General features: G+C 45.3%; 24 protein-coding genes. 17 read left to right on the forward strand and 7 right to left on the reverse strand.

From position 1 onward, the window contains the following. Positions 1–56: 56 nt before the first annotated feature. The 10 genes from proB to pgpA all read left to right on the forward strand — a co-directional run bounded on the left by proB (position 57) and on the right by pgpA (position 9056). Positions 57–1241 (forward strand): glutamate 5-kinase, encoded by a 1185-nt coding sequence (proB, locus tag LMH68_RS11445; RefSeq protein ID WP_012604650.1) that lies wholly within the window; start codon positions 57–59, stop codon positions 1239–1241. A 66-nt stretch (positions 1242–1307) separates the two neighbouring features. After that, positions 1308–2558, forward strand: coding sequence for a glutamate-5-semialdehyde dehydrogenase (locus LMH68_RS11450; RefSeq protein ID WP_017060786.1), 1251 nt, complete (start codon positions 1308–1310; stop codon positions 2556–2558). Between the two features lie 156 nt (positions 2559–2714). Next, positions 2715–3164: a transcriptional regulator NrdR gene (nrdR, locus tag LMH68_RS11455; protein ID WP_004734394.1), complete on the forward strand. Its 450-nt coding sequence runs from the start codon at positions 2715–2717 to the stop codon at positions 3162–3164. Positions 3165–3204: 40 nt separating this feature from the next. Continuing rightward, complete coding sequence (ribD, locus tag LMH68_RS11460) at positions 3205–4284, forward strand: bifunctional diaminohydroxyphosphoribosylaminopyrimidine deaminase/5-amino-6-(5-phosphoribosylamino)uracil reductase RibD (RefSeq protein ID WP_017060785.1); 1080 nt, start codon at positions 3205–3207, stop codon at positions 4282–4284. 69 nt (positions 4285–4353) lie between these two features. Then, complete coding sequence (locus tag LMH68_RS11465; RefSeq protein ID WP_229647672.1) at positions 4354–5010, forward strand: riboflavin synthase; 657 nt, start codon at positions 4354–4356, stop codon at positions 5008–5010. Positions 5011–5118: 108 nt separating this feature from the next. Continuing rightward, positions 5119–6228, forward strand: a complete 1110-nt coding sequence (ribBA, locus tag LMH68_RS11470; RefSeq protein WP_017060784.1) for a bifunctional 3,4-dihydroxy-2-butanone-4-phosphate synthase/GTP cyclohydrolase II — start codon at positions 5119–5121, stop codon at positions 6226–6228. Between the two features lie 295 nt (positions 6229–6523). Next, the gene (ribE, locus tag LMH68_RS11475; protein WP_004741508.1) at positions 6524–6994 is read left to right on the forward strand and encodes a 6,7-dimethyl-8-ribityllumazine synthase; all 471 of its coding nucleotides are present in this window, start codon (positions 6524–6526) and stop codon (positions 6992–6994) included. Beyond that, on the forward strand, positions 6994–7461 hold the full coding sequence (gene nusB / locus LMH68_RS11480; protein WP_004734399.1) for a transcription antitermination factor NusB: 468 nt from the start codon (positions 6994–6996) through the stop codon (positions 7459–7461). The genes ribE and nusB overlap by 1 nt, the downstream gene beginning before the upstream one ends. A 114-nt stretch (positions 7462–7575) precedes the next feature. Beyond that, the gene (thiL, locus tag LMH68_RS11485) at positions 7576–8550 is read left to right on the forward strand and encodes a thiamine-phosphate kinase (RefSeq protein ID WP_017066823.1); all 975 of its coding nucleotides are present in this window, start codon (positions 7576–7578) and stop codon (positions 8548–8550) included. Beyond that, positions 8550–9056, forward strand: coding sequence for a phosphatidylglycerophosphatase A (pgpA, locus tag LMH68_RS11490; protein WP_229647673.1), 507 nt, complete (start codon positions 8550–8552; stop codon positions 9054–9056). Before thiL ends, pgpA begins: the two co-directional genes overlap by 1 nt. 97 nt (positions 9057–9153) lie before the next feature. Here the strand turns inward: pgpA and LMH68_RS11495 are convergent, their stop codons facing one another. From LMH68_RS11495 to xseB, 4 genes are all read right to left on the reverse strand, one after another. After that, a complete protein-coding gene (locus LMH68_RS11495; RefSeq protein ID WP_229648423.1) occupies positions 9154–10476 on the reverse strand; it encodes an IS4 family transposase in 1323 nt (440 codons plus the stop codon). A gap of 176 nt (positions 10477–10652) precedes the next feature. Next, a complete protein-coding gene (gene dxs, locus LMH68_RS11500; RefSeq protein WP_229647160.1) occupies positions 10653–12536 on the reverse strand; it encodes a 1-deoxy-D-xylulose-5-phosphate synthase in 1884 nt (627 codons plus the stop codon). A gap of 21 nt (positions 12537–12557) precedes the next feature. Then, positions 12558–13442, reverse strand: a complete 885-nt coding sequence (gene ispA, locus LMH68_RS11505; protein ID WP_017063336.1) for a (2E,6E)-farnesyl diphosphate synthase — start codon at positions 13440–13442, stop codon at positions 12558–12560. 20 nt (positions 13443–13462) lie between these two features. Continuing rightward, positions 13463–13705, reverse strand: coding sequence for an exodeoxyribonuclease VII small subunit (gene xseB, locus LMH68_RS11510; protein WP_004734405.1), 243 nt, complete (start codon positions 13703–13705; stop codon positions 13463–13465). Between the two features lie 298 nt (positions 13706–14003). Here xseB and pomA point away from each other — a divergent pair, with 298 nt between their 5' ends. The 7 genes from pomA (at position 14004) to rlmM (ending at position 21167) form a co-directional block, all read left to right on the forward strand. Then, positions 14004–14768, forward strand: coding sequence for a flagellar motor protein PomA (pomA, locus tag LMH68_RS11515; protein WP_017060778.1), 765 nt, complete (start codon positions 14004–14006; stop codon positions 14766–14768). 12 nt (positions 14769–14780) lie between these two features. Then, complete coding sequence (locus tag LMH68_RS11520) at positions 14781–15728, forward strand: flagellar motor protein MotB (RefSeq protein ID WP_017060777.1); 948 nt, start codon at positions 14781–14783, stop codon at positions 15726–15728. 318 nt (positions 15729–16046) lie between these two features. Next, positions 16047–17495, forward strand: coding sequence for a tRNA uracil 4-sulfurtransferase ThiI (thiI, locus tag LMH68_RS11525; protein WP_017063338.1), 1449 nt, complete (start codon positions 16047–16049; stop codon positions 17493–17495). A 671-nt stretch (positions 17496–18166) separates the two neighbouring features. After that, complete coding sequence (locus LMH68_RS11530) at positions 18167–19075, forward strand: transcriptional regulator GcvA (RefSeq protein ID WP_012604639.1); 909 nt, start codon at positions 18167–18169, stop codon at positions 19073–19075. Beyond that, positions 19068–19691 carry an alpha/beta fold hydrolase gene (locus tag LMH68_RS11535; RefSeq protein WP_229647159.1) on the forward strand — a complete coding sequence of 208 codons (624 nt, stop codon included), beginning with the start codon at positions 19068–19070 and terminating at the stop codon, positions 19689–19691. Before LMH68_RS11530 ends, LMH68_RS11535 begins: the two co-directional genes overlap by 8 nt. Further along, entirely contained in the window at positions 19681–20079 is a 399-nt protein-coding gene (locus LMH68_RS11540; protein ID WP_004734382.1) for a DUF423 domain-containing protein, read from the forward strand. Before LMH68_RS11535 ends, LMH68_RS11540 begins: the two co-directional genes overlap by 11 nt. Then, entirely contained in the window at positions 20076–21167 is a 1092-nt protein-coding gene (gene rlmM / locus LMH68_RS11545; RefSeq protein WP_004734383.1) for a 23S rRNA (cytidine(2498)-2'-O)-methyltransferase RlmM, read from the forward strand. The genes LMH68_RS11540 and rlmM overlap by 4 nt, the downstream gene beginning before the upstream one ends. 81 nt (positions 21168–21248) lie before the next feature. Here the strand turns inward: rlmM and xni are convergent, their stop codons facing one another. The 3 genes from xni to LMH68_RS11560 form a co-directional block, all read right to left on the reverse strand. Next, positions 21249–22022, reverse strand: a complete 774-nt coding sequence (gene xni, locus LMH68_RS11550; RefSeq protein ID WP_229647158.1) for a flap endonuclease Xni — start codon at positions 22020–22022, stop codon at positions 21249–21251. A 145-nt stretch (positions 22023–22167) separates the two neighbouring features. Further along, complete coding sequence (gene ppnN / locus LMH68_RS11555; protein WP_010436397.1) at positions 22168–23532, reverse strand: nucleotide 5'-monophosphate nucleosidase PpnN; 1365 nt, start codon at positions 23530–23532, stop codon at positions 22168–22170. A gap of 312 nt (positions 23533–23844) precedes the next feature. Beyond that, positions 23845–25410: a GGDEF domain-containing protein gene (locus LMH68_RS11560; RefSeq protein WP_016767599.1), complete on the reverse strand. Its 1566-nt coding sequence runs from the start codon at positions 25408–25410 to the stop codon at positions 23845–23847. Positions 25411–25499 lie beyond the last annotated feature (89 nt).

Here is a 25499-nt window from a genome sequence, read left to right on the forward strand (position 1 = left end):
CATAAAGCAAAAAGGTGCGATTTCGCACCTTTTCTGCTTGTGAATTCCCCTTTTGATTGCTAAAACATCACCTCTTATTTGTTTTATCCATAAAAGACTTCATGACAACAAATCATCAAAGCGGGACAACAACACAGCGTAAAACTGTCGTTGTTAAACTGGGTACCAGTGTCTTAACTGGTGGAACATTGGCATTAGATCGTGCTCACATGGTTGAGCTGGTTCGTCAATGTGCAGAATTAAAAAAACAAGGCCACTCTGTGGTTATGGTTTCGTCTGGTGCAATTGCAGCAGGACGTGAGCACCTTGGTTACCCCGCACTTCCCAACTCAATGGCGAGCAAACAGTTGCTTGCGGCAGTTGGGCAAAGTCAGTTGATTCAAGTTTGGGAGTCTTTGTTTGCTATCTATGGCCTTAAGATTGGCCAGATGCTACTGACTCGTGCTGATCTCGATGATCGCGAGCGTTTTCTTAATGCACGTGACACGATCAACGCACTGGTTGAGCACGATATTATTCCGGTAGTAAACGAAAACGACGCAGTAGCAACCAACGAAATTAAAGTGGGCGACAATGATAACTTGTCGGCCTTAGTGGGTATTTTGTGCGGTGCTGATAAGCTTTTGCTACTAACAGACCAAAAAGGCCTGTTTACGGCTGACCCTCGTAAAGATCCAAATGCTGAGCTCATCAAAGAAGTGAAAACCATTGATGACACGCTGCGTAAGATCGCAGGTGGCAGCGGTACTACGTTGGGTACTGGCGGCATGGCGACAAAACTGCAGGCGGCTGACATTGCTCGTCGCGCAGGCATCGAAGTGATTATTGCTGCGGGCAGTGCTGAAAATGTGGTGTTTGATTCACTGAGTGATAACCCACAAGGCACACGTTTCTTGCCTTTAGCGGAAGCGCTTGAAAACCGTAAACGCTGGATTTTAGCGGGCCCTGCTTCAGCAGGTGACATCGTGGTTGACGACGGCGCAGTAAACGCAGTCAACACCAAAGGCAGCAGCTTGTTGGCGAAAGGGGTTGTTCGAGTTAAAGGCGAATTCTCTCGTGGTGAAGTTACCCAAGTCACAGACAGCAAAGGCAAAGTAATTGCGCGTGGTATCGCCAGTTATTCAAGCCAAGACCTAGCAAAAATTGCAGGCAAGCACAGTAAAGATATTGGCGACATCCTTGGATACGATTATGGGTCAGAAGTCATTCACCGTGACGACCTAGTTGTAATCCAAGAGTAGCTCGTGATGATAAGGTGAATCACCTTTTTGCATCCAAAGACAGACAGAATTTAGGGAGAGTTAAACGTGGATTTAACTAACATGGGTATCGCAGCAAAAGACGCTGCTTTCCACCTAGCGACCGCATCTACGGCGCAAAAGAATAAAGCATTGGCGATTATCGCTGATGAGCTAGAAGCAAACGCAACAACGATTTTAGAAGCGAACGCGAAAGACATCGAACTGGGTCGTGAAGCGGGTTTAACTGACGCACTGCTCGATCGTCTACTTCTTAACGAAGAGCGCTTAACCGGTATCGCTAACGATGTTCGTAACGTGATTAGCCTGAATGACCCAGTTGGCAGCGAAATTGACAGCAAAGTACTAGAAAACGGTATGTCACTGTCTCGCCGCCGCGTGCCACTTGGTGTGGTGGGTGTTATCTATGAAGCGCGTCCGAACGTAACCATCGATATTGCAGCTCTGTGTCTGAAGACAGGTAACGCAAGCATTCTACGTGGTGGTAAAGAGACGTTTTTCTCGAACATGGAACTGGTTAAGGTTATCCAGTCTGCATTAGAGAAAGCGGAGCTTCCAGCCGCTTCTGTTCAGTACATCGAGAAGCCTGATCGTGAACTCGTTTCTCAACTGCTTAAACTGGACGACTACGTGGATATGATCATTCCTCGTGGCGGCGCTGGTCTGCACAAGATGTGTAAAGAGAACAGCACCATCCCAGTAATCATCGGCGGCTTTGGTATCAGTCATATCTTCGTTGATGAAAGCGCTGATCTTGAGAAATCTGTCGATGTGGTCGAAAACTCAAAAGTTCAACGTCCATCGGCGTGTAACTCGTTAGATACACTGCTAGTGCATGAAGCGGTTGCTGAAGCTTTCCTAACTAAGCTGAAACAGCGTTTAGCCGGCAAGGTAACCTTAGTTGCTGATACCAGTGCAAAATCGCTGCTAGCGGGTTTTGAAGACCAACGTGATGCGGTTGAAGGCGACTTTGACACTGAATGGCTAAGCTACACGCTAGGCGTGAAAGTGGTAGCGGATGTGGCAGAAGCGATTGACCACATGCGTGTACACAACGCGAGTCATTCAGATGCGATCATGACCAATAGCTTAGAGAGCTCAGAGCGATTCATTAACTCTGTTGGTTCTGCAGCGGTTTATGTGAATGCATCAACACGTTTCACTGATGGAGCACAGTTTGGTTTAGGTGCTGAAGTTGCCGTGTCTACTCAGAAATTGCATGCTCGCGGCCCAATGGGCTTAGAAGAGCTGACAAGCTACAAATGGGTAGGTAAAGCGAACTATTTAGTCCGCGGTTAACGCTGGTCGTTAATTTTACTCCTCAGCTCATTTTTGAAATGGCGGTCGAGTAGCAATAATCAATGAATCACCACACAAAAGGGCCTTAATTGGCCCTTTTTCTTTCCTAACGTTTGGCAATTCCGTTACACTGATATTCAATTATTTGGAGGTGATATGCATTGTCCTTTTTGTTCAGAGAACGACACTAAAGTAATCGATTCAAGACTGGTAGCCGATGGCCATCAGGTTCGTCGTCGCCGTCAATGCCTTGCATGTAGTGAACGTTTTACTACGTTCGAATCGGCAGAACTTGTGATGCCTAAAGTCATAAAGTCGAATGGAAACCGCGAACCATTTAATGAAGATAAAATGGTGGGTGGTGTACAGCGCGCCCTAGAAAAACGCCCAGTGAGTGCTGACGCGATTGAACTTGCGATCAGTACGATTAAGTCACAACTCCGTGCAACTGGTGAGCGTGAAGTACCAAGCGAGATGATTGGTAATCTTGTGATGGGCCAATTGAAAGAATTGGATAAAGTGGCGTACATTCGTTTTGCCTCTGTTTACCGCAGCTTTGAAGACATCCGAGAGTTTGGCGAAGAAATCGCTAAATTAGAGGATTAACTCCTCAATCATGTCAAACTTTACTCCCCTAGATTTTCAAATGATGTCGCGTGCTATTCAGTTAGCAAAACGCGGCATTTACACTACTGCGCCAAACCCTAATGTGGGTTGTGTCATTGTACAAACCGACGGTCAGATCGTTGGTGAAGGTTTTCATGCCAAAGCTGGCGAACCTCATGCTGAAGTACATGCCATGCGAATGGCAGGCGACAAAGCAAAAGGTGCGACGGCTTATGTCACGCTAGAGCCTTGTTCTCATTACGGTCGAACGCCGCCTTGTGCTGAAGGTTTGATTAAGGCTCAAGTAGCCAAAGTGATTTGTGCCATGCAGGACCCAAACCCAAAAGTCGCAGGTCGTGGTATCAAAATGCTACGCGATGCGGGTATTGAGGTTGAAATCGGTTTGCTAGAGCAAGACGCTCTCGACTTGAACCCTGCATTTATCAAGCGTATGCAAACGGGCATGCCATTCGTTCAGTTAAAGATGGCGGCTAGCCTTGATGGGCAAACGGCATTGGAAAATGGTCAAAGCCAGTGGATCACATCGCCAGAAGCACGTCGTGATGTTCAGAACTACCGAGCAAAATCAGGCGCTGTGTTGTCAACTAGCCAGACGGTGATTGAAGACAACGCGTCGTTGAATGTTCGTTGGGCAGAGTTGCCAAGCAGTATCAAAGGTCATTACGCTGAAGACGAGCTGCGTCAGCCGATTCGCGTGATTCTTGATCGTCAAAACCAACTGCGTCCTGAACTCAAGTTATTCCAGACTCCAACATCGGTGTTGAGAGTTGCCGAAGCATCTGCTGATATTGAAGTCGCAACCACAGATGCAGGTCAGCTCGATTTGCACGATCTGATGCGTCAATTACCTGCCAATCATATCGACCATATTTGGGTCGAAGCGGGCGCAACATTGGCAAAAAGCTTGATTGAAGAGCAGCTGGTGGATGAGCTAATCCTTTATTTAGCACCTAAACTTATGGGCAGTGACGGACGAGGTTTGATGGGTGCATTAGGGCTCACTTCAATGTCTGACGTTATTGACCTAGAAATTAAAGATGTTCGACAGGTTGGTGTGGATATTCGCATCGTTGCGAAACCCGTATTTCGAAACAGATAGTAACGAAACCACAGTGGAAATAGTTACTCCAACTGCATACGTGTCGTTGACAACAAAAAGAGTTTTAAAATGTTTACAGGAATTGTAGAAGCCGTAGGTACATTGAGTGCAATCACTCCCCGCGGAGAAGACATCACCGTAACGGTTAATGTTGGTAAGCTTGATATGGCTGACGTTAAGTTAGGCGACAGTATCGCTACCAATGGTGTGTGTTTGACAGTTGTTGAATATAACGACCACAGCTACAGTGCAGATCTTTCGCTTGAGACCCTGAAAAAAACGGGTTTTGTCGATTACCAAGCGGGCGATAAAGTTAACCTTGAGAAAGCAATGTTACCAACCACGCGTTTCGGTGGACATATAGTGTCTGGTCACGTTGATGGCGTGGGTGAGATTGTTGAACGTAACCAAGTTGGCCGTGCGATTGAATTCTGGGTAGAAATGCCAGCAGAAATCTCAAAATACGTGGCTCAAAAAGGCTCAGTAACAGTTGATGGCATTAGCCTGACTGTGAACGATTTACGTAAGAACGCATTCAAGCTGACTGTCGTTCCTCATACTTCTTCAGAAACCACCATCGACCAATTCAATGTCGGTCGTAAAGTGAATCTAGAAGTTGATGTATTAGCACGTTACATGGAGCGTTTACTGCAAGGTCAGCAACAAGAATCTGAGCCTGAATCTCGATTAACGATGGAATTCTTACAGCAGAATGGTTTTGCCTAACCGTTGATACAAAGTGCGTTAAGCGAGACTTTGTAAAGCGAAGCAATATCATCAGGTTTAAATAGTGTCGGTTCTAGGAAGCAGAACCATTTCAAAGGATATAGAACAATGCCAATTAGTACTCCTCAAGAAATTATTGAAGACATTCGCCTAGGAAAAATGGTTATCCTGATGGATGATGAAGATCGCGAAAATGAAGGCGATCTGATCATGGCAGCAGAACATGTGACGCCAGAAGCGATTAACTTCATGGCGATGTACGGCCGTGGTTTAATCTGTTTAACGTTGACTAAAGAGCGTTCAAACCGCATGGGCCTAGCGCCTATGGTTCAAGATAACAACGCACAGTACACCACTAACTTTACTGTTTCGATTGAAGCGGCAGAGGGCGTAACAACGGGTATCTCTGCATCAGACCGTGCAGTGACGGTTCAAGCTGCAGTGGCGAAAGATGCGAAAGCAGCTGACCTTGTTCAACCTGGTCATATTTTCCCACTGACAGCGCAAGATGGCGGTGTTCTAACACGCGCAGGTCACACGGAAGCAGGTTGTGATTTAGCTCGTCTAGCAGGCTGTGAGCCAGCATCGGTTATCGTTGAGATCCTAAACGACGACGGCACCATGGCTCGTCGTCCAGATCTTGAAGTGTTCGCAGAAAAGCATGACATCAAACTAGGCACAATTGCTGACTTGATCGAATACCGCAACAACACAGAAACAACGATTGAGCGCGTTGCCCAATGTCATTTGCCAACTGAGTTTGGTGATTTCGAGCTTGTGACTTACCGCGATACAATTGATAACCAGATCCACTACGCGATGCAAAAAGGTGACCTATCTGAAGGTGCTCCTTTGGTACGTGTTCATCTGCATGACACGTTCACCGATCTGCTTCATTCAGACCGTGGTACGGAGCGTAGCTGGTCGCTAGATAAAGCGATGAAGCGCATTGGCGACGAAGGCGGTGTGTTGGTTATTCTTGGCAACGAAGAGTCGTCTGATTCTTTGATTCACAAAGTGAAGACATTCGAAGCGCAAGACAAGAACGAGCAGCCAACTATGGCGAAGAAGCAGGGTACCTCGCGTCGTGTTGGTGTCGGTTCTCAGATTCTTCAAGATCTAGGTGTGCACGATATGCGTCTGCTTTCTTCAAGCACTAAGCGTTACCACGCATTGGGTGGTTTTGGCCTTAACGTTGTTGAGTACGTTTGCGAATAAACCATGCGTTAGCAAGCAGACGTTTCTCCGTTTGTAGCAACATAATTTACCGATGATTTCAGTGGCTCTTTTGGTGATAAATCTTGCCAAAAGAGCAAAGTAGCCAAGTCCGACTCAAAACGTGTTCAACACGCAAACTTGGTTACTCGCTGTTCCTATATGCTTGGGATCAGCGCTGCATTATCATCTTTACATTGCCGGTGTCTGTTCTTCTAAATTACCATTAGATATTGCTCACAGTTTTGTGCTAGAATCCGGCGATTCTCACTTGATGAAAATAGTTAAAGGAAGGCTTATGAAAGTGATCGAGGGTGGCTTCCCAGCGCCAAATGCAAAAATTGCTATCGTTATTGCTCGTTTCAACAGTTTTATTAACGAAAGTTTACTTTCTGGTGCAATCGATACTTTAAAGCGTCATGGACAAGTAAGCGAAGACAACATCACTGTTGTTCGTTGCCCTGGTGCAGTAGAACTTCCACTTGTAGCGCAGCGCGTTGCAAAAACAGGTAAGTTCGATGCGATTGTATCTCTTGGTACAGTAATTCGTGGCGGTACACCTCACTTTGACTATGTTTGTAGTGAATGTAATAAAGGTTTGGCACAAGTGTCTCTGGAATATTCTCTTCCAGTAGCGTTTGGTGTTCTTACTGTTGATACGATCGATCAAGCTATTGAACGCGCAGGAACCAAGGCTGGTAATAAGGGTGCAGAAGCAGCACTTAGCGCACTTGAGATGATCAACGTTCTTTCTGAAATCGATTCCTAATGGGGGCCAGTGTGAAACCAGCCGCACGTCGTAACGCACGTCAATTTGCTCTACAAGCAATTTATTCTTGGCAAATTACTAAAGAAAATATTGCTACCGTTGAAGAACAGTTCTTATCTGGTGGTAAGTATGATGAAGAAGAGCATCATGCTGCAGAGCCTGCTCTTGCTATGCCAGAAACAGACGTTGCATACTTCCGCGACCTACTAACTGGTGTTGCTCTTAGCCACATGGAACTTGATAGCAAGCTTCGTCCATTCGTATCTCGCCCTATGCAAGATCTGGATCTGATGGAACTAGCGCTTCTACGTTTAGCTATGTACGAGATGACTCGTCGCGAAGATGTACCATACAAAGTGGTTATCAACGAAGCTATCGAGCTTGCAAAAGTATTTGCAGCAGAAGACAGCCATAAGTTTGTTAACGGTGTGCTTGATAAAGCTGCACCGCACGTTCGTAAGAAATAAGACGTTCGTATATTGAATCTAAAGGTCAGCTTTTATGCTGGCCTTTTTTGTAACTAAATTTCTGTAATATCCATGATTACGGCGATTTTTATGAGACTAAAGATAGGGCATGTGATGTCTGGCGAATTTAACCTGATTGAAAAATATTTTGTAAATCGACAACCACAACGTAAAGACGTTCTTCTAGCTGCTGGCGATGATTGTGCTTTGGTCAAAGCGCCGGGCAATGTTGAGATAGCGATCAGCACGGACACCTTAGTGGCTGGTACCCATTTCTTAGCTGAGGCGAATCCGGCTTGGGTGGCACACAAAGCGTTGGCTTCCAATATCAGTGACCTTGCTGCAATGGGCGCGACGCCTGCTTGGGTGTCTTTTGCTTTAACCATGCCTGAAATCGATGAAGCATGGCTTGCTCCCTTCTGTGACTCCTTTTTTAAACTCGCAGACTACTTTGGTATTCAGTTAATTGGTGGCGACACAACCAAAGGTCCACTAAGCCTGACACTGACGGTACAGGGCTTTGTTCCTGAAGGACGAGCGCTGCGCAGAGATGGCGCGAAAGTGGGCGACTGGATTTACGTAACAGGTAATCTAGGTGACAGCAAAGCTGGCTTAGAAGTGTTACTTAACCCTGAGCAGAACAGAGCGAAGCCCTATGCTGCTGAGCTTGAAGAGAGACATTATGTGAGCGCCCCACGAGTGTTAGCGGGTCAGGCTCTAGTGAACCTTGCTTCATCTGCGATTGATATCTCTGATGGCGTTATTGCTGATTTAAAACATATCCTTAAGCGTTCTCAAGTTGGCGCGAGTATTGATGTAAGCACGCTGCCTATCTCTCCAGAGTTACGTCAGTTCGCTCCTGATATCACTTCAGCTCAGCAGTATGCGCTAACGAGTGGTGAAGAGTACGAACTGTGCTTTACTGTACCAGAAGAGAATAAAGGGTCGCTGGAAAGTGCTTTGTCACACACTGGTACAAAAGTCACCTGCATTGGCCAGATAAGACCTGTAGAATATTTTGAATTACACAATAATGGTGAACCACTAAGCTGGAACTTAACTGGTTACGATCACTTTAAGGTTAATTGATGACAAACCCACTTTCTCTTATTTCTCTTAAAAATCCTTGGCATTTCTTAGCAACGGGTTTTGGCAGTGGCTTATCGCCTATTATTCCCGGCACAATGGGCACGCTTGCGTCAATTCCGTTGTACCTATTGTTGGTTCAGCTACCGTTTCCTGCTTACGTTGCCGTGGTGGTGGTAAGCTGCATTATTGGTATTAAGATCTGCCAAGTAACGTCTGATGATATGGGCGTGCATGACCACGGTTCTATCGTTTGGGATGAGTTTGCGGGCTTTTGGATCACCATGAGCTTAGTGCCTATGCTGAATATCCCTGCCGGTGACTGGAAATGGCTTCTGACTGGTTTTGTGCTTTTCCGCTTCTTTGACATGGTAAAACCTTGGCCGATTGGTTGGCTAGATGCGCGAATTCACGGCGGCTTGGGTATCATGATTGACGATATTGTAGCGGGTATTATGGCGGCTATTTCGTTGTATGCCGTGGCACATTTCGCTGGTTGGTTAGTGTGAGTTAACTGAAGGGCTAAGGTTTAGTTGGCGATACACCAAACTAATTAGCAGATACTAAAAAGGTTGACCCTAGGGCCCAATGCCGTTCGGATAAGCATTACTGTTTGAATCTAAACGGATATTTAGCTGGAACAAAGAGGATTGAACGTGGAAACGTTCGGTCCTTTCTTTTATCTGGGAGAATGAAGTGACTGATACTTTCCCTCATTCTTTTAAGTTTTACTGGTAGAGTTCCGTCTGGACATAAAGCTAGCCAACGTAACTGCGCATCAATAAGGTTAATCGCGGCCGTAAAACTGACCCTAGTCGCTCGAACCCCTGCTTCTGAAGCTATCTTAACCATCTCTAATCGCACTAGGTTATAAGCAAGTAAGACACCCCAAAGCTCTTGCCTCACACCGACAGAAAAACGACTTCGTAAAGTGACGTGACTTTGCAGTTGAGTCTGTTTAATTTCACCATAACCTTCTTCTATCTCCCAACGTTGCCAATAAATACGCAGCAGGCTTTCTAGTGAGTATTTGCTAGGGTCTGTAAGTGAAGTAATAAAACCTTTTATCTCACCTTTTGGTTCTTGATATAGGACTAATCTAGCTTCCCAACGCTCGGGTAAATTAGGATTCTGCCGCTGGGCCTGAGGAGAGATGGGCATTGAGATAAGCATGTCATTTTCTGCATATTTCTCCAATACTTCATAGCGTAGTTTACGTTTTGCAGGCATTAACCAATGAGCATTTTCCGCACTCTCTTGCCATGACAACAAAAGGTCTGCGGAGAAATAACAACGATCAAATAAAGTCAATGAGTGCGCTGGGATATCATTGAATAAACGTTTAGCTAAGGTCGTTTCACCGACATGACAACCATCAAAAGCTGCCCCCATAATCATTCGAGTTTCCGTTGACATCAAAGCAACTAAACGAAGTTGAGGATAAGGTTTCAGTTTTTTAGAGATGAACCCAAATTCTTCGGCGTTCTCTGGTGAATCTTGGCACCTAAATGTTGTTCCATCCACAGCAAGAACGTTAAGCCCTAAGTCTCTGTCTTGTTGAATGATATCTTCGCGCCAAGCCTTGACTGTTGTGTGAAAAAGAGCCGCTAATGGACTCTCGTCTAGACGTCGACGTGAATCGGTGAGGACACTAGGCGCAACACGAGACCAACTATCCTCAGGTTTTGGTTGAAGGGCAATGTCTAATGAACTGCATACCTCTTTGATAGACATGTTGCGTTGCAACCCCATCCAAATAACTAGCCAGACAGCTTGCTGAGCGGGAAGTCGACGTCGTCTTATGCTCGCTTTATTTGTTTCAAGAAGAGCTTGTTCTATCCATTCTAGTTGAATGGCGTTGACGACAGATTCGTAATTATCCGCATCCTCAATAGTCTCGTGCGCCATTGCTAATTCTTGTTCAAGCATAAAAAAATCCCCATCAACGTTGTTGATGGGGATTATCTGCTAACTGCAGGATCGTTCAAGTCTTCTTAAACGATCGGCATTAGACCCTAGGGCCAACCTTTTTTGTTTGCATAGCTTACGAGCTTACGAGCTTACGAGCTTACGAGCTTACGAGCTTACGAGCTTACGTATTAAAGCTACTTGGCAAGATAGTCAGTGATAGACTTCTCAATGCCTTTCGCGTCCAAACCAAGCTCTTCATGCAGTTCGCCTTGCGTACCTTGAGCAATGAACTTGTCTGGTAGGCCAAGGTTCAATACTGGCATCAGCTGTTTCTCTTGCATCAAGAACTCAATCACACCTGCGCCCGCACCACCTGCAATCGCATTCTCTTCGATAGTTACCAGTACATCGTGGTCAGCAGCAAGTTGTTTGATCAGAGCTTCATCGAGTGGTTTCACAAAGCGCATATCTGCAACTGTCGCATCGATGACGTCAGCGGCTTGAAGTGCACTCTCAAGGAAAGTACCAAAGCTTAAGATAGCGACTTTCGAGCCATCTTTTGTTTTTTCGCTTTCGCGAACGATACGACCTTTACCAATCTCAAACGCGGTAAATTTATTTTGTATCTCAGTACCCATACCATTACCGCGAGGGTAACGAACGGCACTTGGACCTGTATGCTGGTGGCCAGTGTAAAGCATTTGGCGACATTCGTTTTCGTCGCTTGGCGCCATGATCACCATGTTTGGAATACAACGCATAAAGCTTAAGTCGAACGCACCTTGGTGTGTTTGACCATCAGCACCGACAAGACCTGCACGGTCAATAGCGAACATGACCGGTAAGTCCATGATAGCCACATCGTGGATCAGTTGATCGTAGCCACGTTGTAGGAACGTCGAGTAGATAGCGACAATCGGCTTATCACCCGCAATCGCCATACCCGTTGCTAGGGTCACAGCATGCTGCTCAGCAATTGCTACGTCGAAGTATTGTTCTGGGTACTCTTTCGAGAAACGCACCATGCCAGAACCTTCACGCATTGCAGGCGTGATCGCCATTAGCTTAGGATCTTGCGCCGCCATATCACACAGGAAGTCACCAAAAATCTTAGAGAAAGTTGGTTTAGAGCTGGTGCTCTTAGGCAGACTTGAGTGTGCTGGATCGAATTTCGGTACGCCGTGGTAACCGATTGGATCTTTCTCAGCTGGCTCGTAGCCTTTGCCTTTCTTAGTCATGATATGCAGGAACTGAGGGCCTTTAAGGTCTCTCATGTTCTTAAGCGTTTTAATCAGCTCATTGACATCGTGACCATCAATTGGGCCAATGTAGTTAAAGCCTAATTCTTCGAACATGGTGCCAGGGACAACCATGCCTTTTAGATGTTCTTCTGTACGACGAACCAGCTCTTTAATCGGCGGAACGCCTGATAGCACTTTCTTGCCGCCCTCACGAATTGACGTGTAAAGACTGCCAGAAAGAACTTGAGCTAGGTGGTTGTTTAGCGCACCTACGTTTTCAGAGATCGACATCTCGTTATCGTTCAGGATAACCAGCATGTCATTGTGAATATCGCCCGCGTGGTTCATGGCTTCAAATGCCATACCCGCAGTAATCGCGCCATCACCAATCACACTCACGACTTTACGGTTCTTGCCTTCTTTCTTCGAACTGATAGCCATACCAAGTGCAGCACTGATCGATGTTGAAGAGTGACCAACAGAAAGGGTGTCGTATTCGCTCTCTTGACGCCATGGGAATGGGTGCAGTCCATCTTTTTGACGGATAGTCGACAAGCGGTCGCGACGACCTGTAAGAATTTTGTGCGGGTATGCTTGGTGACCAACATCCCAAACCAACTGGTCAAAAGGCGTGTTGTACACATAGTGCAGAGCAACTGTCAGCTCTACTGTACCTAAGCCTGACGCTAAGTGACCACTTGACTGGCTCACTGAGTTAAGAAGATAGGTACGTAATTCATCACAAAGCTGTGTCAGCGTCTCTTTTGGAAGTAGACGCAAATCCTCTGGCTTATCAGCCAAAGCAAGAGTTGGGTACTTTGATATATCAAGAGTCATAGGTAATGCGCGCTTATTGTCTTAGTTCTTGCGCTCGATGACGTATCGGGCGAACTCTTCGAGTAACTGGGTATTGTATGGGATTGCAGCCAAAGCTTGAAGCGCTTCCTGTAGCAGAGTTTGCGCTTTTTCTTGAGCGCCCTCTAAACCTAGCAAAGAAGGGTAGGTGCTTTTGTTCAATTCTTGGTCAGAACCCTGTGGCTTACCCAAAGTTTCAGTATCGCCAGTGATATCTAAAATATCATCTTGAACCTGGAATGCTAATCCAATGGCGTCGGCGTACTTGTCTAATTGAGGCATCACTTCAAACGCTTTTTCACCAGCAGCGAGAGCACCTAAACGAATCGCACATTTCATTAGCGCGCCCGTTTTATTGCGGTGAACTTCTTCTAACTCTTCTAGCGTGACAGAGCGGTTTTCAGCTTCAATATCAAGTGCTTGTCCAATGCACATACCTTGTGCACCAGAGGCTTCGGCTAGGCGTTGAATCATTCGAACGCGATTGCTTTCACCGTCAGCACTTAATGTACCTTCCGCAAGTATAGTAAACGCGAGAGTTTGTAGTGCATCGCCAGTTAAAATTGCCGTTGCTTCATCGTATTTGATGTGACAAGTCTGATGGCCACGACGCAGTTCATCGTCGTCCATTGCTGGAAGGTCGTCGTGAATCAGAGAATAGGCATGAATACATTCGATTGCAGATGCTGGAGTGTCGAGTTCTTCAGCGGTGCAGCCGAGCATTTCCCCTGTAATGTAGACAAGAAATGGACGTGCGCGTTTACCGCCTAAAAGTAACCCATAACGCATCGCGTTGATCAGGTTCTGATCTTGGTGTGGTAGGCGATCAAGCCAAAGGTTCAGTTGCTCGTTATTACGTGCTTGATAAGACAATAAAGTCTCAATCATAGGGGATCTCATACAATTCGTTATTCTGGTTGTGGGTTAAAGTCACTAAGTTCTGCGTTTTCATCATTTTGCAGTAGGATGCTAACACGCTGTTCAGCATCGTTTAGTTTGCTTTGACCGGCACGAGCGAGGGAGATGCCTCGTTCGAACTTTTTCAGCGCATCATCTAAAGCTAGATCACCATTTTCTAGTTGATCAACCAAGCCATCAAGCTCTTCGATTGCTGCTTCAAAGCTCATATTTTCAGGTTTCTTAGTAGCCATAATAAATCTGCGTTTGGAAAGATGAACGAACGTTACCCTAGGCCGCTGAGATGGTCAAATGTAACCAAGAAATTTTGCTAGAAAGTTCGTTTTTAAGGGGCTTGAACGTACTTTGCTTGAATAACCTTAGCTTTATCGAGTTTATGCGCTACGTATAAGAGCAAAGTAAGCCAATAGTTGGGATTCAAAAACGAAAAGTGTGATACTTAGGCCAAGAATTTACTAAAAGATCTTATAGTCTTGCCGATACAAAGATTATCGTCGACATAGAGCTACAAAAAAGCATGAGGAGTGCTCAGTGGATTTAGCAACCCTAATAGGTTTGATTGGTGGATTTGCCTTTGTAATTATGGCAATGATCCTAGGTGGAAGCCTCGGGATGTTCTATGACACGACATCCATTTTGATCGTAGTTGGGGGCTCAACCTTTGTTGTTCTAATGAAGTTCACCATGGGACAGTTCTTTGGTGCGACTAAAATCGCAGGCAAAGCTTTTATGTTTAAAGCGGATGAGCCTGAAGATCTTATTGCGAAAGTTGTAGAGATGGCTGATGCGGCTCGTAAAGGTGGTTTTTTAGCACTGGAAGAGATGGAAATTAACAACAGTTTCATGCAAAAGGGCATCGATCTTTTGGTGGATGGCCATGATGGAGATGTAGTTCGTGCTGCACTGCAAAAAGACATCGCATTAACCACAGAGCGTCATGAGCAGGGCGCGAAGGTGTTCTCTGCATTTGGTGATGTAGCACCCGCGATGGGTATGATTGGTACCTTGGTTGGCTTGGTTGCCATGCTTTCTAATATGGATGATCCAAAAGCGATCGGCCCTGCGATGGCGGTGGCACTTTTAACCACCCTATATGGTGCGATTCTTTCGAACATGGTGTTCTTCCCAATTGCCGACAAGCTTGCGCTGCGTCGTGACCAAGAGACACTCAACCGTCGTTTGGTTATGGATGGCGTACTCGCGATTCAAGATGGTCAGAACCCACGAGTAATCGATGGTTACCTGAAGAGCTACCTAAACGAAGGTAAGCGTACGATTGATGGTGAACCTGCGTAAGAGGAGTTGAAGATGGATGAAGAAAATCCATGTAAATGTCCTCCTCCGGGATTGCCTCAATGGATGGGGACATTTGCTGACTTGATGTCACTGCTGATGTGTTTCTTCGTACTGCTGCTCTCATTCTCTGAGATGGACGTACTGAAGTTCAAACAGATCGCTGGCTCGATGAAATTTGCGTTTGGTGTACAAAACCGCTTGGAAGTGAAAGACATTCCTAAAGGCACCAGCATCATTGCACAAGAGTTTCGACCTGGTCGTCCAGAGCCGACACCGATTGATGTGATCATGCAGCAGACGATTGATATTACGCAGCAAACGCTTGAGTTTCATGAAGGTGAATCTGAGCGTGCTGGCGGTACCATGCGTGATCAAGGCAAGATGACCGGAGGCAAGTCGCCAGAGGTTTCGACTCACGACAATCAAAACTCTGAGTCAGACCAACAGCAACAACAAGCTGAAGCTCAATCGCAAGAGATGGAAACCTTGATGGAAAGCATCAAGAAGGCGTTGGAGCGAGAGATAGACCAAGGCGCGATTGAAGTTGAAAACCTTGGCCAGCAGATTGTGATTCGAATTCGTGAGAAGGGTGCATTCCCATCGGGTTCTGCTTTCCTACAGCCTAAGTTCCGACCTTTGGTGAGACAGGTTGCTGAGTTGGTGAAAGATGTTCCGGGTATCGTTCGAATCTCAGGGCACACCGATAATCAACGTCTTGATTCCGAGCTTTATCGCTCTAATTGGGACTTGTCATCACAGCGAGCAGTGTCTGTTGCTCAAGAGATGGAAAAGGTGCGTGGTTTCTCTCATCAACGCTTGAGAGTACGCGGCATGGCGGATACCGAGCCAGTCGAGCCGAACGATACTGAATGGCAACGTAGCCTCAACCGCCGCGTTGAAATCAGCATCATGCAGGGCGAGCCGCTTTACAGTGACGAAGTGCCTGTTATTAATGAATAGCCGATACGTGTACACACGGTAGCATGCAGATAGCATCGAAAGCCCAACCTTATAATGAGGTTGGGCTTTTTGTTTGCTGGTCTTCAATGGTTCTCTCTGCGGCATTTATGTCGTTTCGAAACCTGCTACTGTTAATAACAAGCGGTTTAATGATGGTGTTACAGCAAGCACTCTTTTCCTTGCTTCACTTTCTCATGTATAATTCGCGCCCTTAGATTTAGATATGATCTATTCTTGCTTCAAGTGCTGTGTAAATTCTCTAATTTACTTGGCGATGAGCGTTTTCAAAATTTTGAACATTAATGTTGTGAAAGTACTATGAAATTTATTGTTAAGCCCCATCCGGAAATTTTTGTAAAAAGTGAATCGGTGCGTAAGCGCTTCACAAGGATTCTAGAGTGCAACATTCGTAACGTTATTCAACGTCGCTGTGAAAGTGTTGCGGTATTCAACCGTCGCGATCATATTGAAGTGACGTCTGAGAGTGACCAGTACTACGCAGAAGTGTTAGAGGCTCTGACTCACACTCCAGGTATTCACCACTCTCTTGAAGTTCAACAGTCTGAATTCAAAGACTTGCACGATATTTACGAGCAAGTACTAGAACGCAGCCGTGCTGACATTGAAGGCAAGACTTTCTCTGTACGTGCTAAGCGTCGTGGTAAGCATGACTTTACCTCTATTGAACTTGAGCGCTACGTAGGCGGCGGTCTAAACCAAGCAGTTGAGTCAGCGAAAGTTCGACTTAAGAACCCTGATGTAACCGTTAAGGTTGAAGTGGCTAACGACAAGCTAAACCAAGTTCTAGCTCGTCACAAAGGCCTCGGTGGCTTCCCTCTTGGTACTCAAGAAGATCTACTGAGCTTGATCTCTGGCGGCTTTGATTCTGGTGTTTCAAGCTACCTGCACATCAAACGCGGCTCTAAGGTTCACTATTGTTTCTTCAACCTTGGTGGCCCAGCGCACGAGATTGGTGTTAAACAAGTGGCTCACTACCTATGGAATAAATACGGCTCATCTGCAAAGGTGAAGTTCATTTCTGTAGACTTTGAACCTGTGGTTGCTGAAATCCTTGAGAACGTAGAAGACGGCCAAATGGGCGTTGTTCTTAAGCGTATGTTCATGCGTGCTGGTGGTATGGTTGCAGACAAGTTCAAGATCGAAGCGTTGGTTACTGGTGAAGCACTAGGTCAGGTATCAAGCCAAACGCTAACTAACCTGCGTCACATCGACAACGTGACAGATACTTTGATTCTTCGTCCGCTTATCAACTGGGATAAAGAAGACATCATCGACCTTTCTCGTATCATCGGTACTGAAGACTTCGCTAAGGTAATGCCTGAGTACTGTGGTGTTATTTCTAAGAAGCCAACAGTGAAAGCGAAGAAAGGCAAACTGGAAGCAGAAGAAGCTAAGTTTAACTTTGAAGTGCTGGATCAAGTGATCGAGAACGCTCGTGTTATGGATATCCGTGACATCGAGAAAGAGAGCCAAGAGCAAGCGCCTGAAGTTGAACAAGTTCAAGCTGTTGCTGAGCACGCTATCGTTCTTGATATCCGTAGCCCAGAAGAAGAAGACGAAAGCCCATTAGAGGTCGAGGGTGTTGAAATTAAACACATCCCATTCTTCAAGCTTTCGACTCAGTTTGGCGACCTAGACCAAGCGAAAGAGTACTTGCTGTACTGTGACCGTGGTGTAATGAGCCGTCTACAGGCACTTTACCTACAAGAGCAGGGCTTCCATAACGTTAAGGTTTACCGCCCATAGTGGTGTGTTGACCAAGCGTTAATCATTTTGCAAAGCCGTTTACTGAAAAGTAAGCGGCTTTTTTATTTTCTATTGTGAATGATTTACAGTAGTCAGACAGAGGCGTGAGTTTGGGCGTGCTATCGTCATGCTCAGCTTTGAAATTTTTGATTGATAGAAAGAGTGTGTTCTAAACGGGTTTATAAGTACCGAAGAAGTGTGAGTATCTTGAAGTATTCTGTTACTTTTTAGTGCAACTCAATGGTGCTATTTGTATGTGTTCAGTTGATTATTTGAGTGGGTGTCTGATTCTGTGATTGGCGATGAAAAATAATAAAGATTAATTAGCACAGCTATTGATAAACTTGTTGTTACATTTCTTTGCACATAAAAAAACACCGCCCATAAGGCGGTGTAAACAAATTTGACAGACAGGTCAAAATAAATACAGGAAGTACATGCCTCGTTTCAGTATAAACTGCAACAAAACATTTGGTAGAACTCTACCCAACTCGAAAAGAACGAGTTTGCAAACACAACATCGCAGGAGCTAAGCCAATTGATTCTAGAGAGAATCAAGCCGTTCAGGCTAGCTGCTGCGGGATGAAATATAGAATTTCTCTGGCTGCTAGGCAATGGACAAATTATAATGTTTCAGATAAAAAAAACTAATGCTTATTTAGAGAGTAACTATGTCTCGTCGATTACCCCCATTAAACTCGCTAAGAGTGTTTGAAGCTGCAGCTCGACACTTGAGTTTTACGCGTGCTGCAGAAGAGTTGTTTGTTACTCAAGCGGCAGTCAGTCATCAGATCAAAGCGCTTGAAGAATTCTTATCTTTGAAGCTGTTTCGCCGAAGAAACCGCTCTTTGCTGCTAACTGAAGAAGGTCAAAGCTACTTCTTAGATATCAAAGATATTTTCACATCACTAGCAGAAGCGACAGACAAAGTACTGGAGCGAAGTGAGAAGGGCGCATTGACCATCAGTTTACCGCCGAGTTTTGCTATTCAATGGTTGGTACCAAGGCTCGCTGACTTTAATCAGCAAGAGCCTGATATTGATGTAAGAATCAAAGCCGTTGATATGGATGAAGGCTCGCTAACCGATGATGTAGACGTCGCTATCTATTATGGCCGAGGGAATTGGTCGGGGCTCAGAGCCGATAAACTTTACCAAGAATACTTGATCCCTCTTTGCTCACCTTCCGTGCTGCTAGGAGTAAAACCATTAGAATCTCTCAGTGATTTAGCATGTCATACGCTATTGCATGATACTTCTCGAAAGGATTGGAAACAGTTCGCTAAGCAAAATGGCATCGATGGGGTAAACGTTAATCACGGCCCTATCTTCAGTCACTCAACCATGGTGCTGCAGGCAGCGGCTCACGGCCAGGGCATTGCTCTGGGTAACAACGTGTTGGCGCAGCCTGAAATCGAAGCGGGTCGTTTGATTGCGCCTTTTGATGAAGTGTTGGTGAGTAAGAACGCCTTCTATGTGGTTTGTCATGAGAAACAAGCCGACATGGGTCGTATTGCTACCTTCCGCGACTGGATGCTAGCGAAAGCGCAAAGTGAACAAGAGGACTTACTCGATGAATAACGTCATCATTGATGGTGAAGACAATCCCATCACCTTTATCTTTGCCCATGGTGCTGGCGCAGGCATGGAGCATGAGTTCATGCAGTCGGTAGCCAAAGGGTTAGCCTTTAAAGGGATACGAGTGATTCGTTTCAACTTCCCTTACATGATTAAACGTGCTGAAGATGGTAAGCGTCGTCCACCTGACAGAGCGCCTAAGCTACTTGAAGCCTATCAAGAGATTATTGAGCAGGTTGATGCCGATAAGCTTGTGATTGGTGGTAAGTCGATGGGAGGGCGTATGGCGAGCCATTTGTCTGAACTTGATAAGGTGGCCGCAATGGCGTGTTTAGGCTTTCCTTTCCACCCATCAGGTAAACCCGAGAAATACAAAGGTGAGCATCTGGCTGAGTTAGCAAAGCCATGCCTCATTTTACAAGGTGAGCGCGATACCTTTGGTAAGCGTGAAGAGTTTGCTGATTTTGATCTGTCTGATTCTATTCGTGTTGAATTTATTCCAGACGGTGATCACAGCTTTAAGCCTCGTAAGAGCTCTGGTTACACAGAGCAGCAGAATATTGCCTTAACCGTTGAGAAGCTGTCAGCGTTTATCAAAGAGGTACTTAATGAGAAGTAAGTATTTACTCACGTTTGCAGGTATCTCTGGTGCGATTGCTGTCATGCTTGGTGCCTTCGCGGCTCACGGGTTGAAAGCTATCTTGCCAGAATATCTGCTAGGCGTGTTTGAGACGGGTGTTCAGTACCAGTTTATCCATACTTTGGCGATATTGGCGTGTGGCGCTCTGCTGCAGATGAAACTTGGCGCTAAATCACAAAAATATTTTTTCATTGCGGCAATTTGCTTTATCATCGGCATCCTTTGTTTTAGTGGCAGCCTTTATGGCTTGGCACTGACAGGAATAAAATGGTTTGGCCCTATCACTCCGTTTGGTGGTCTACTATTTATCATTGGTTGGGGAGTCTTCTCCTTCGCTGCTTTGAATATAAAAGAGGTAACTCAGTGAAACACGTACTACTTTATTGTCGCTCTGGTTTTGAAAAAGAATGTGCTGGCGAAATTCAAGACAAGGCAACACAACTGGAAGTGTTTGGTTTTCCTCGCTTAAAGAACAATACAGGCTTTGTATTGTTTGAATGTTATCAAGCAGGCGAAGCCGATAAATTGGTTAAAGAGATCGACTTCCAATCGCTGATCTTTGCTCGTCAAATGATCGCGGTAGCAGCTGAAATCAAAGATCTGCCGACTGATGATCGTATCTCTCCAATTCTTGAGGCGCTTTCTGAGAAAGAAGGTTTCCCACGTTGTGGCGATATCCGTATTGAAACGCCAGACACCAATGAAGCGAAAGAGCTTTTGAAGTTCTGCCGTAAGTTTACCGTGCCAATGCGTCAAGCTATGCGTGGTAAAGGCCTGATGACAGCGAAAGACAATGTTAAGAAGCCTGTGCTTCACTTATGTTTTATCGCTCCGGGTCATTGCTTGGTGGGTTACTCTTACCCAACTAACAACTCACAGTTCTTTATGGGCATTCCTCGTTTGAAGTTCCCATCAGATGCGCCAAGCCGTTCTACATTGAAGCTAGAAGAAGCATTCCACGTATTCATCCCTCGTGATGAGTGGGATGAGCGTCTTGCTCCAGGTATGTGGGGTGTAGATTTGGGTGCGTGTCCAGGTGGTTGGACTTACCAACTGGTTAAGCGTTCTATGTTCGTTCACTGTGTTGACAACGGCATGATGGCGGACAGCCTAATGGAAACGGGTCAAATCAAGCACCATATGGTGGATGGCTTTAAATTTGAACCAGACCGTAAGAACGTAACTTGGATTATCTGTGACATGGTTGAGAAGCCAGCTCGTGTTGCTCACTTGATGGGTGAGTGGATTATCAAAGGCTGGGCGAAAGAAGCACTGTTCAACCTTAAACTGCCAATGAAAGGCCGTTACGATGAAGTACTGCAAGATATCGAGAACCTAAAACAGTTTCTGATTGATAACAAAGTTAAATTCAAGATGCAGGCGAAGCACCTTTACCATGATCGCGAAGAGATCACGGTTCACATTCAGTCGCTTTCGAATATCTCACCGTACTAATATTTTCATTAGTATGTCAGTGATAAAGAAAATGCTCCTTTAAGGGGCATTTTTTGTATCTGCTCATCGCATTATCGGGAGTTAAGAATGAGCTTCGTAGCGAATGTCTTGAAGATTGAAGCCCAAATCTATATCAGTTTTTAGAGCTGAAACCAACTTGCACACTCGTGCGGATTCGATGTGTTCATCGAACTTCTTACGATATTTTTTAGGTAAATCTTCAGCTAGGAATGCGGCTTCAATATCGGGATAAGTCGTTAAGATCTCTTTGGCTGCTTTTGGTCCCACGCCTGGGATCCCAGGTACTTGGCTTGAACTAACGCCCGTTAATCCCCAGTAATCTGCAAGTTGCTCTGGTTTTACGCCGAACTCAGCTTCGATAAAGGGCTTATCTAACCAGCGATGTTGGAAGTAATCGCGGATCTGTAGTGTAGGTGATAACAGTTGGCAGTAACCTTTATCGGTAGAGATTATCGTAACTTTTTCACCATGGTCAGCCACTTTTTTTGCGAGTGTTGCTACTAAGTCATCAGCTTCATCGCCATCAGATAACAGCGAATCAATACCTAATTCCCACCAAGCTTGTTGGATAGTATCGAGGCCTTTCAGTAATGGCTCAGGCATTGGCTTTCGGTTTTGTTTATAGGCAGGAAGGACTTCTGCACGCCAGCCCCGATCTTGTAAGTGGTGATCGAATACCGCGATGATGTGAGTTGGTTTAGACTCCGAAAGAATCTTATTAAGAGTACGAGTCGTGGTAGTGATGGTTCTTGCTATATCGGTTGGATCCGGCTGAACTGAGTGAACGCGTCGGATTAGGTTCAAGGCATCGATAATAACAAGATGGATAGACATAAGTTTCCACTAAATAGGCAATAAATAAGGGGCTGCTAGCCCCTTATAGTAACGTATCACTTGGTGAGTTGAAACGCTGGTGACGTAAACGTCATGACTTGTTTAGCTTTATGCTTACGGCTTTGTTATCAGTCAGATATTATCATCAGCTGCTTGGCGCAATTTTATAACAAGGAACGTAGTCGGTACCACCCGGCAGTTTCATTCGATCTTGTTCAACAAAATCATTTAGCAGTTGATCCATCTTAGTCATCAACTCTTTGTCGCCATCAATGAGGAATGGCCCATGCTTCTCAATCTCCAGAATACCTTCGGCTTTGACGTTACCTGCCACAATACCTGAGAACGCTTTACGTAAATTCGCAGCAAGGCTCTCTGTTTTCTGATCCATGTGCAGATCGAGTGCCGCCATAGATTCGTGAGTAGGGTCGAAGGGGAGTTGGAACTCAGGCTCAATATGCAGTGACCAGTTGTAGCTGTAAGCATCGCCTGTTTCTTTACGGTGAGAGCGTACATCTGGCATTGCTTGCTTCATAATTTTCGCAGCACGTGCTGGATCATCAATGACAATTTCATAGTGCTTTTGCGCTTCTTCACCCAATGTTTCACCAATGAACTTATCAATTGAACGGAAGTAAGCCTCGCTCTCTTTAGAGCCAGTTAGAACGATAGGCATCGGTTGGTCTGCGTTGTTTGGGTGCATCATGATACCTAGGATGTACAGCAGTTCTTCGGCGGTTCCTGGGCCTCCAGGGAAGATTATGATGCCATGTGCCATACGAACAAACGCTTCAAGACGTTTCTCGATATCGGGCATGATCACCAGTTCGTTCACTATCGGGTTTGGCGGCTCAGCCGCAATGATTGATGGTTCAGTTAACCCTAAATAACGATGTTCAGTATAGCGCTGCTTAGCGTGACCAATAGCCGCACCTTTCATTGGCCCTTCCATCGCACCTGGTCCACAACCCGTACAGATGTTGAGTTCACGTAGGCCAAGTTCATTACCGACTTCGCGAGTATATTGGTATTCAGTGGCATTAATTGAGTGACCACCCCAACATACAATCAGGTTCGGCTCAATGCCGGGTGTGAGTGCTCCTGCGTTTCTCAAAATACCAAACACAAGATTGGTGATGTGAGTTGCGTTGGTGAGGTTAAGCCTTTGGTTATCGGCCAAGTGCATGTTGACGTAGACAATGTCACGCAGCACTGAGAATAGATGTTCTTGAATACCCTTGATGATTTCACCGTCGACAAAGGCATGCTCTGGTGGGTTGCTTAGTTCGAGCTTGATACCACGCTCACGACGCACCACTTCAACATCAAATGACTGATACTTGTCGAGCAATTCTTTGGAGTTGTCGGTGTGGCTACCCGAGTTCAGTACCGCTAACGTACAGTTACGATACAGTTGGTACAGATCACTAGATGCGGTTTTTTTAAGACGCTCAACTTCAAGTTGAGAGAGTAAATCCATGCTACCGGCAGGGCTGATATGAGTGATCATAGTGCCTCCTTGTTGAGAAGAGCAGAGGCGACTTTTGAAGTGACCCTCTGGCTCGAGAGTGAGAAGCAAACGTTGAAAGTGTTTGGTTAAAGGTGAGAAGAGTTAACCAGACGAAACGGTTACGACAGCGTTGCTTTATGTATTGTATGGAATTGCTTAAGGGCTAATATCGAGTTGCTTAAGATCTTATAAACAGCATGACTTGTCAAGAATGCTTGTTAAGCGAATGTTAATAATAAGCTTAGCAAACATTGAGGGAATTGGTATGTGATAAGTATTTGAAAAAAAGAAATAAATTAAATCAGGCCTAGTTTAATTCCAAACCAATTGGTTAGTACCACGTTGTTTGGCTTTGTTTAGCGTTTTATTGAGTCGCTCTAGTACTTCTTCAGGTGTATCTGACTCTTTGAATTGAGTACTTGCTGCACACAAAGTAATCGTGATTTGTTGATCACGGAACTTAAAGGGTAAACGGCTGACTTGAGTCTGGATGTTTTGAATTACCTGGTGGCAATATTCATCCGTTTGCTCTGGTAATAACAAGATAAATTCCTCACCAGAAAAACGAGCCACACTATCGGTAGCGCCGGTCTCTTTGGTGATGGTTCTTGCGATAATTTTGAGTGCTTTGTCACCCGCTGTATAACCAAAACTATCATTGATGGCTTTGAAATTGTCGATGTCGAGCAGTACAACACGCAGTGAGTGTTGCGCGCGAATCCAACGGCGGTATTCAAGTTCTAAGCGATCGGTAAAGGCGGTACGATTGTAGACCTTGGTGAGCGGGTCAAGCAACATACGCTGAGCCTGATCTTCTAAACGCTTTCGATAGTCTTGAGTCACTTCATAGAGCGAGTCTAACTGAGTTTTCCCGTAATTCATTCTCTCTATCAGAGCTTGTTCTTTTTGCTCTGCATGATTCAATCTTTCAGAAAGAGAGGCGATTTCACTAAGCAAAGGATTAATCGTCTGCTTTAAGTTATCAATGTCCGTTGCTTTATCTACAGAACTCTGGCTCTTGATGACAAGCTCATTTAGCTCAGAGTTCAGGCCTTGGCGATGCTTAAAGTAGCTTTGGCTTTGGTCTGCATTTTGATCTGCGGTTTTGATGCTAGACGCGAGTGAAGAATTAAGCTGATCAATAAACTGTTCAGACTTTTTACGCTCTAGATTGGTGCCCTCTATGACTAGTTTGAGAATTTGAAGCGTCAGCTCAAGGAGGTTTTGTGTAGAAACACCAAGCAGCAGTTTGGCTCGAATATCGGTAAGTAGCTCACCCGATTCACCCTCAAAATCGAGTTCGGTGATCAGATGTTGTAATTCGTTTGATAAGTCGGCAAGGAGTTCTTGTTCAGGCGATTGCGCAGCGTCGGCAAAATGAGTACGAGAGTTGTTCGCCATGATCTTTATGGCACGCTCGTAAATACCGAGGAGTTTCATGGCGTGGTCGACTTTCTGACTGCCATTGCATTCGGAGAAGCTAAGTAAGTTTCGTAGATCACGTTTCAACGGTGCTGGTAGGCCAGTTATGCGTTGTAGCGTTTCTCCACTGTGCTTAATGCTATCATCCAGATATCCGTTCTGTTTATCCATAGCCAACGTCTTCTGCTTGAGCATTCTTTCTATGACTGCCAATTTAGGGATCATCGAGCTGATGTCTTTTTGCTTTTCTAGCTCTTCCCTAAGGGCAATGAGGTTTTCATCTAAATAACTGTTACTACCAACGCACGCATCACTTAAAGATGTGACGATGCGCTTAAGAACTTTTTGCTCTCTAATAAATTTGAACGAGGTGTCTCTTTGCGTCAAGCGAACTTGCTCCAACTGAAATTTCAGTTGGTGGAGTTGCGCCTGAATGTCTTTTTCAAGAATGCCCATAGATGTATTAATTAGCGCCGCGTAGATCGATCACGATCATTTAGATGAAATTCCGTTGCATCGATAATAACAAAACTAAAAATAAGGTC

This window comes from Vibrio sp. F13 (assembly GCF_020806305.2).
Lineage (GTDB): Bacteria > Pseudomonadota > Gammaproteobacteria > Enterobacterales > Vibrionaceae > Vibrio > Vibrio crassostreae_C.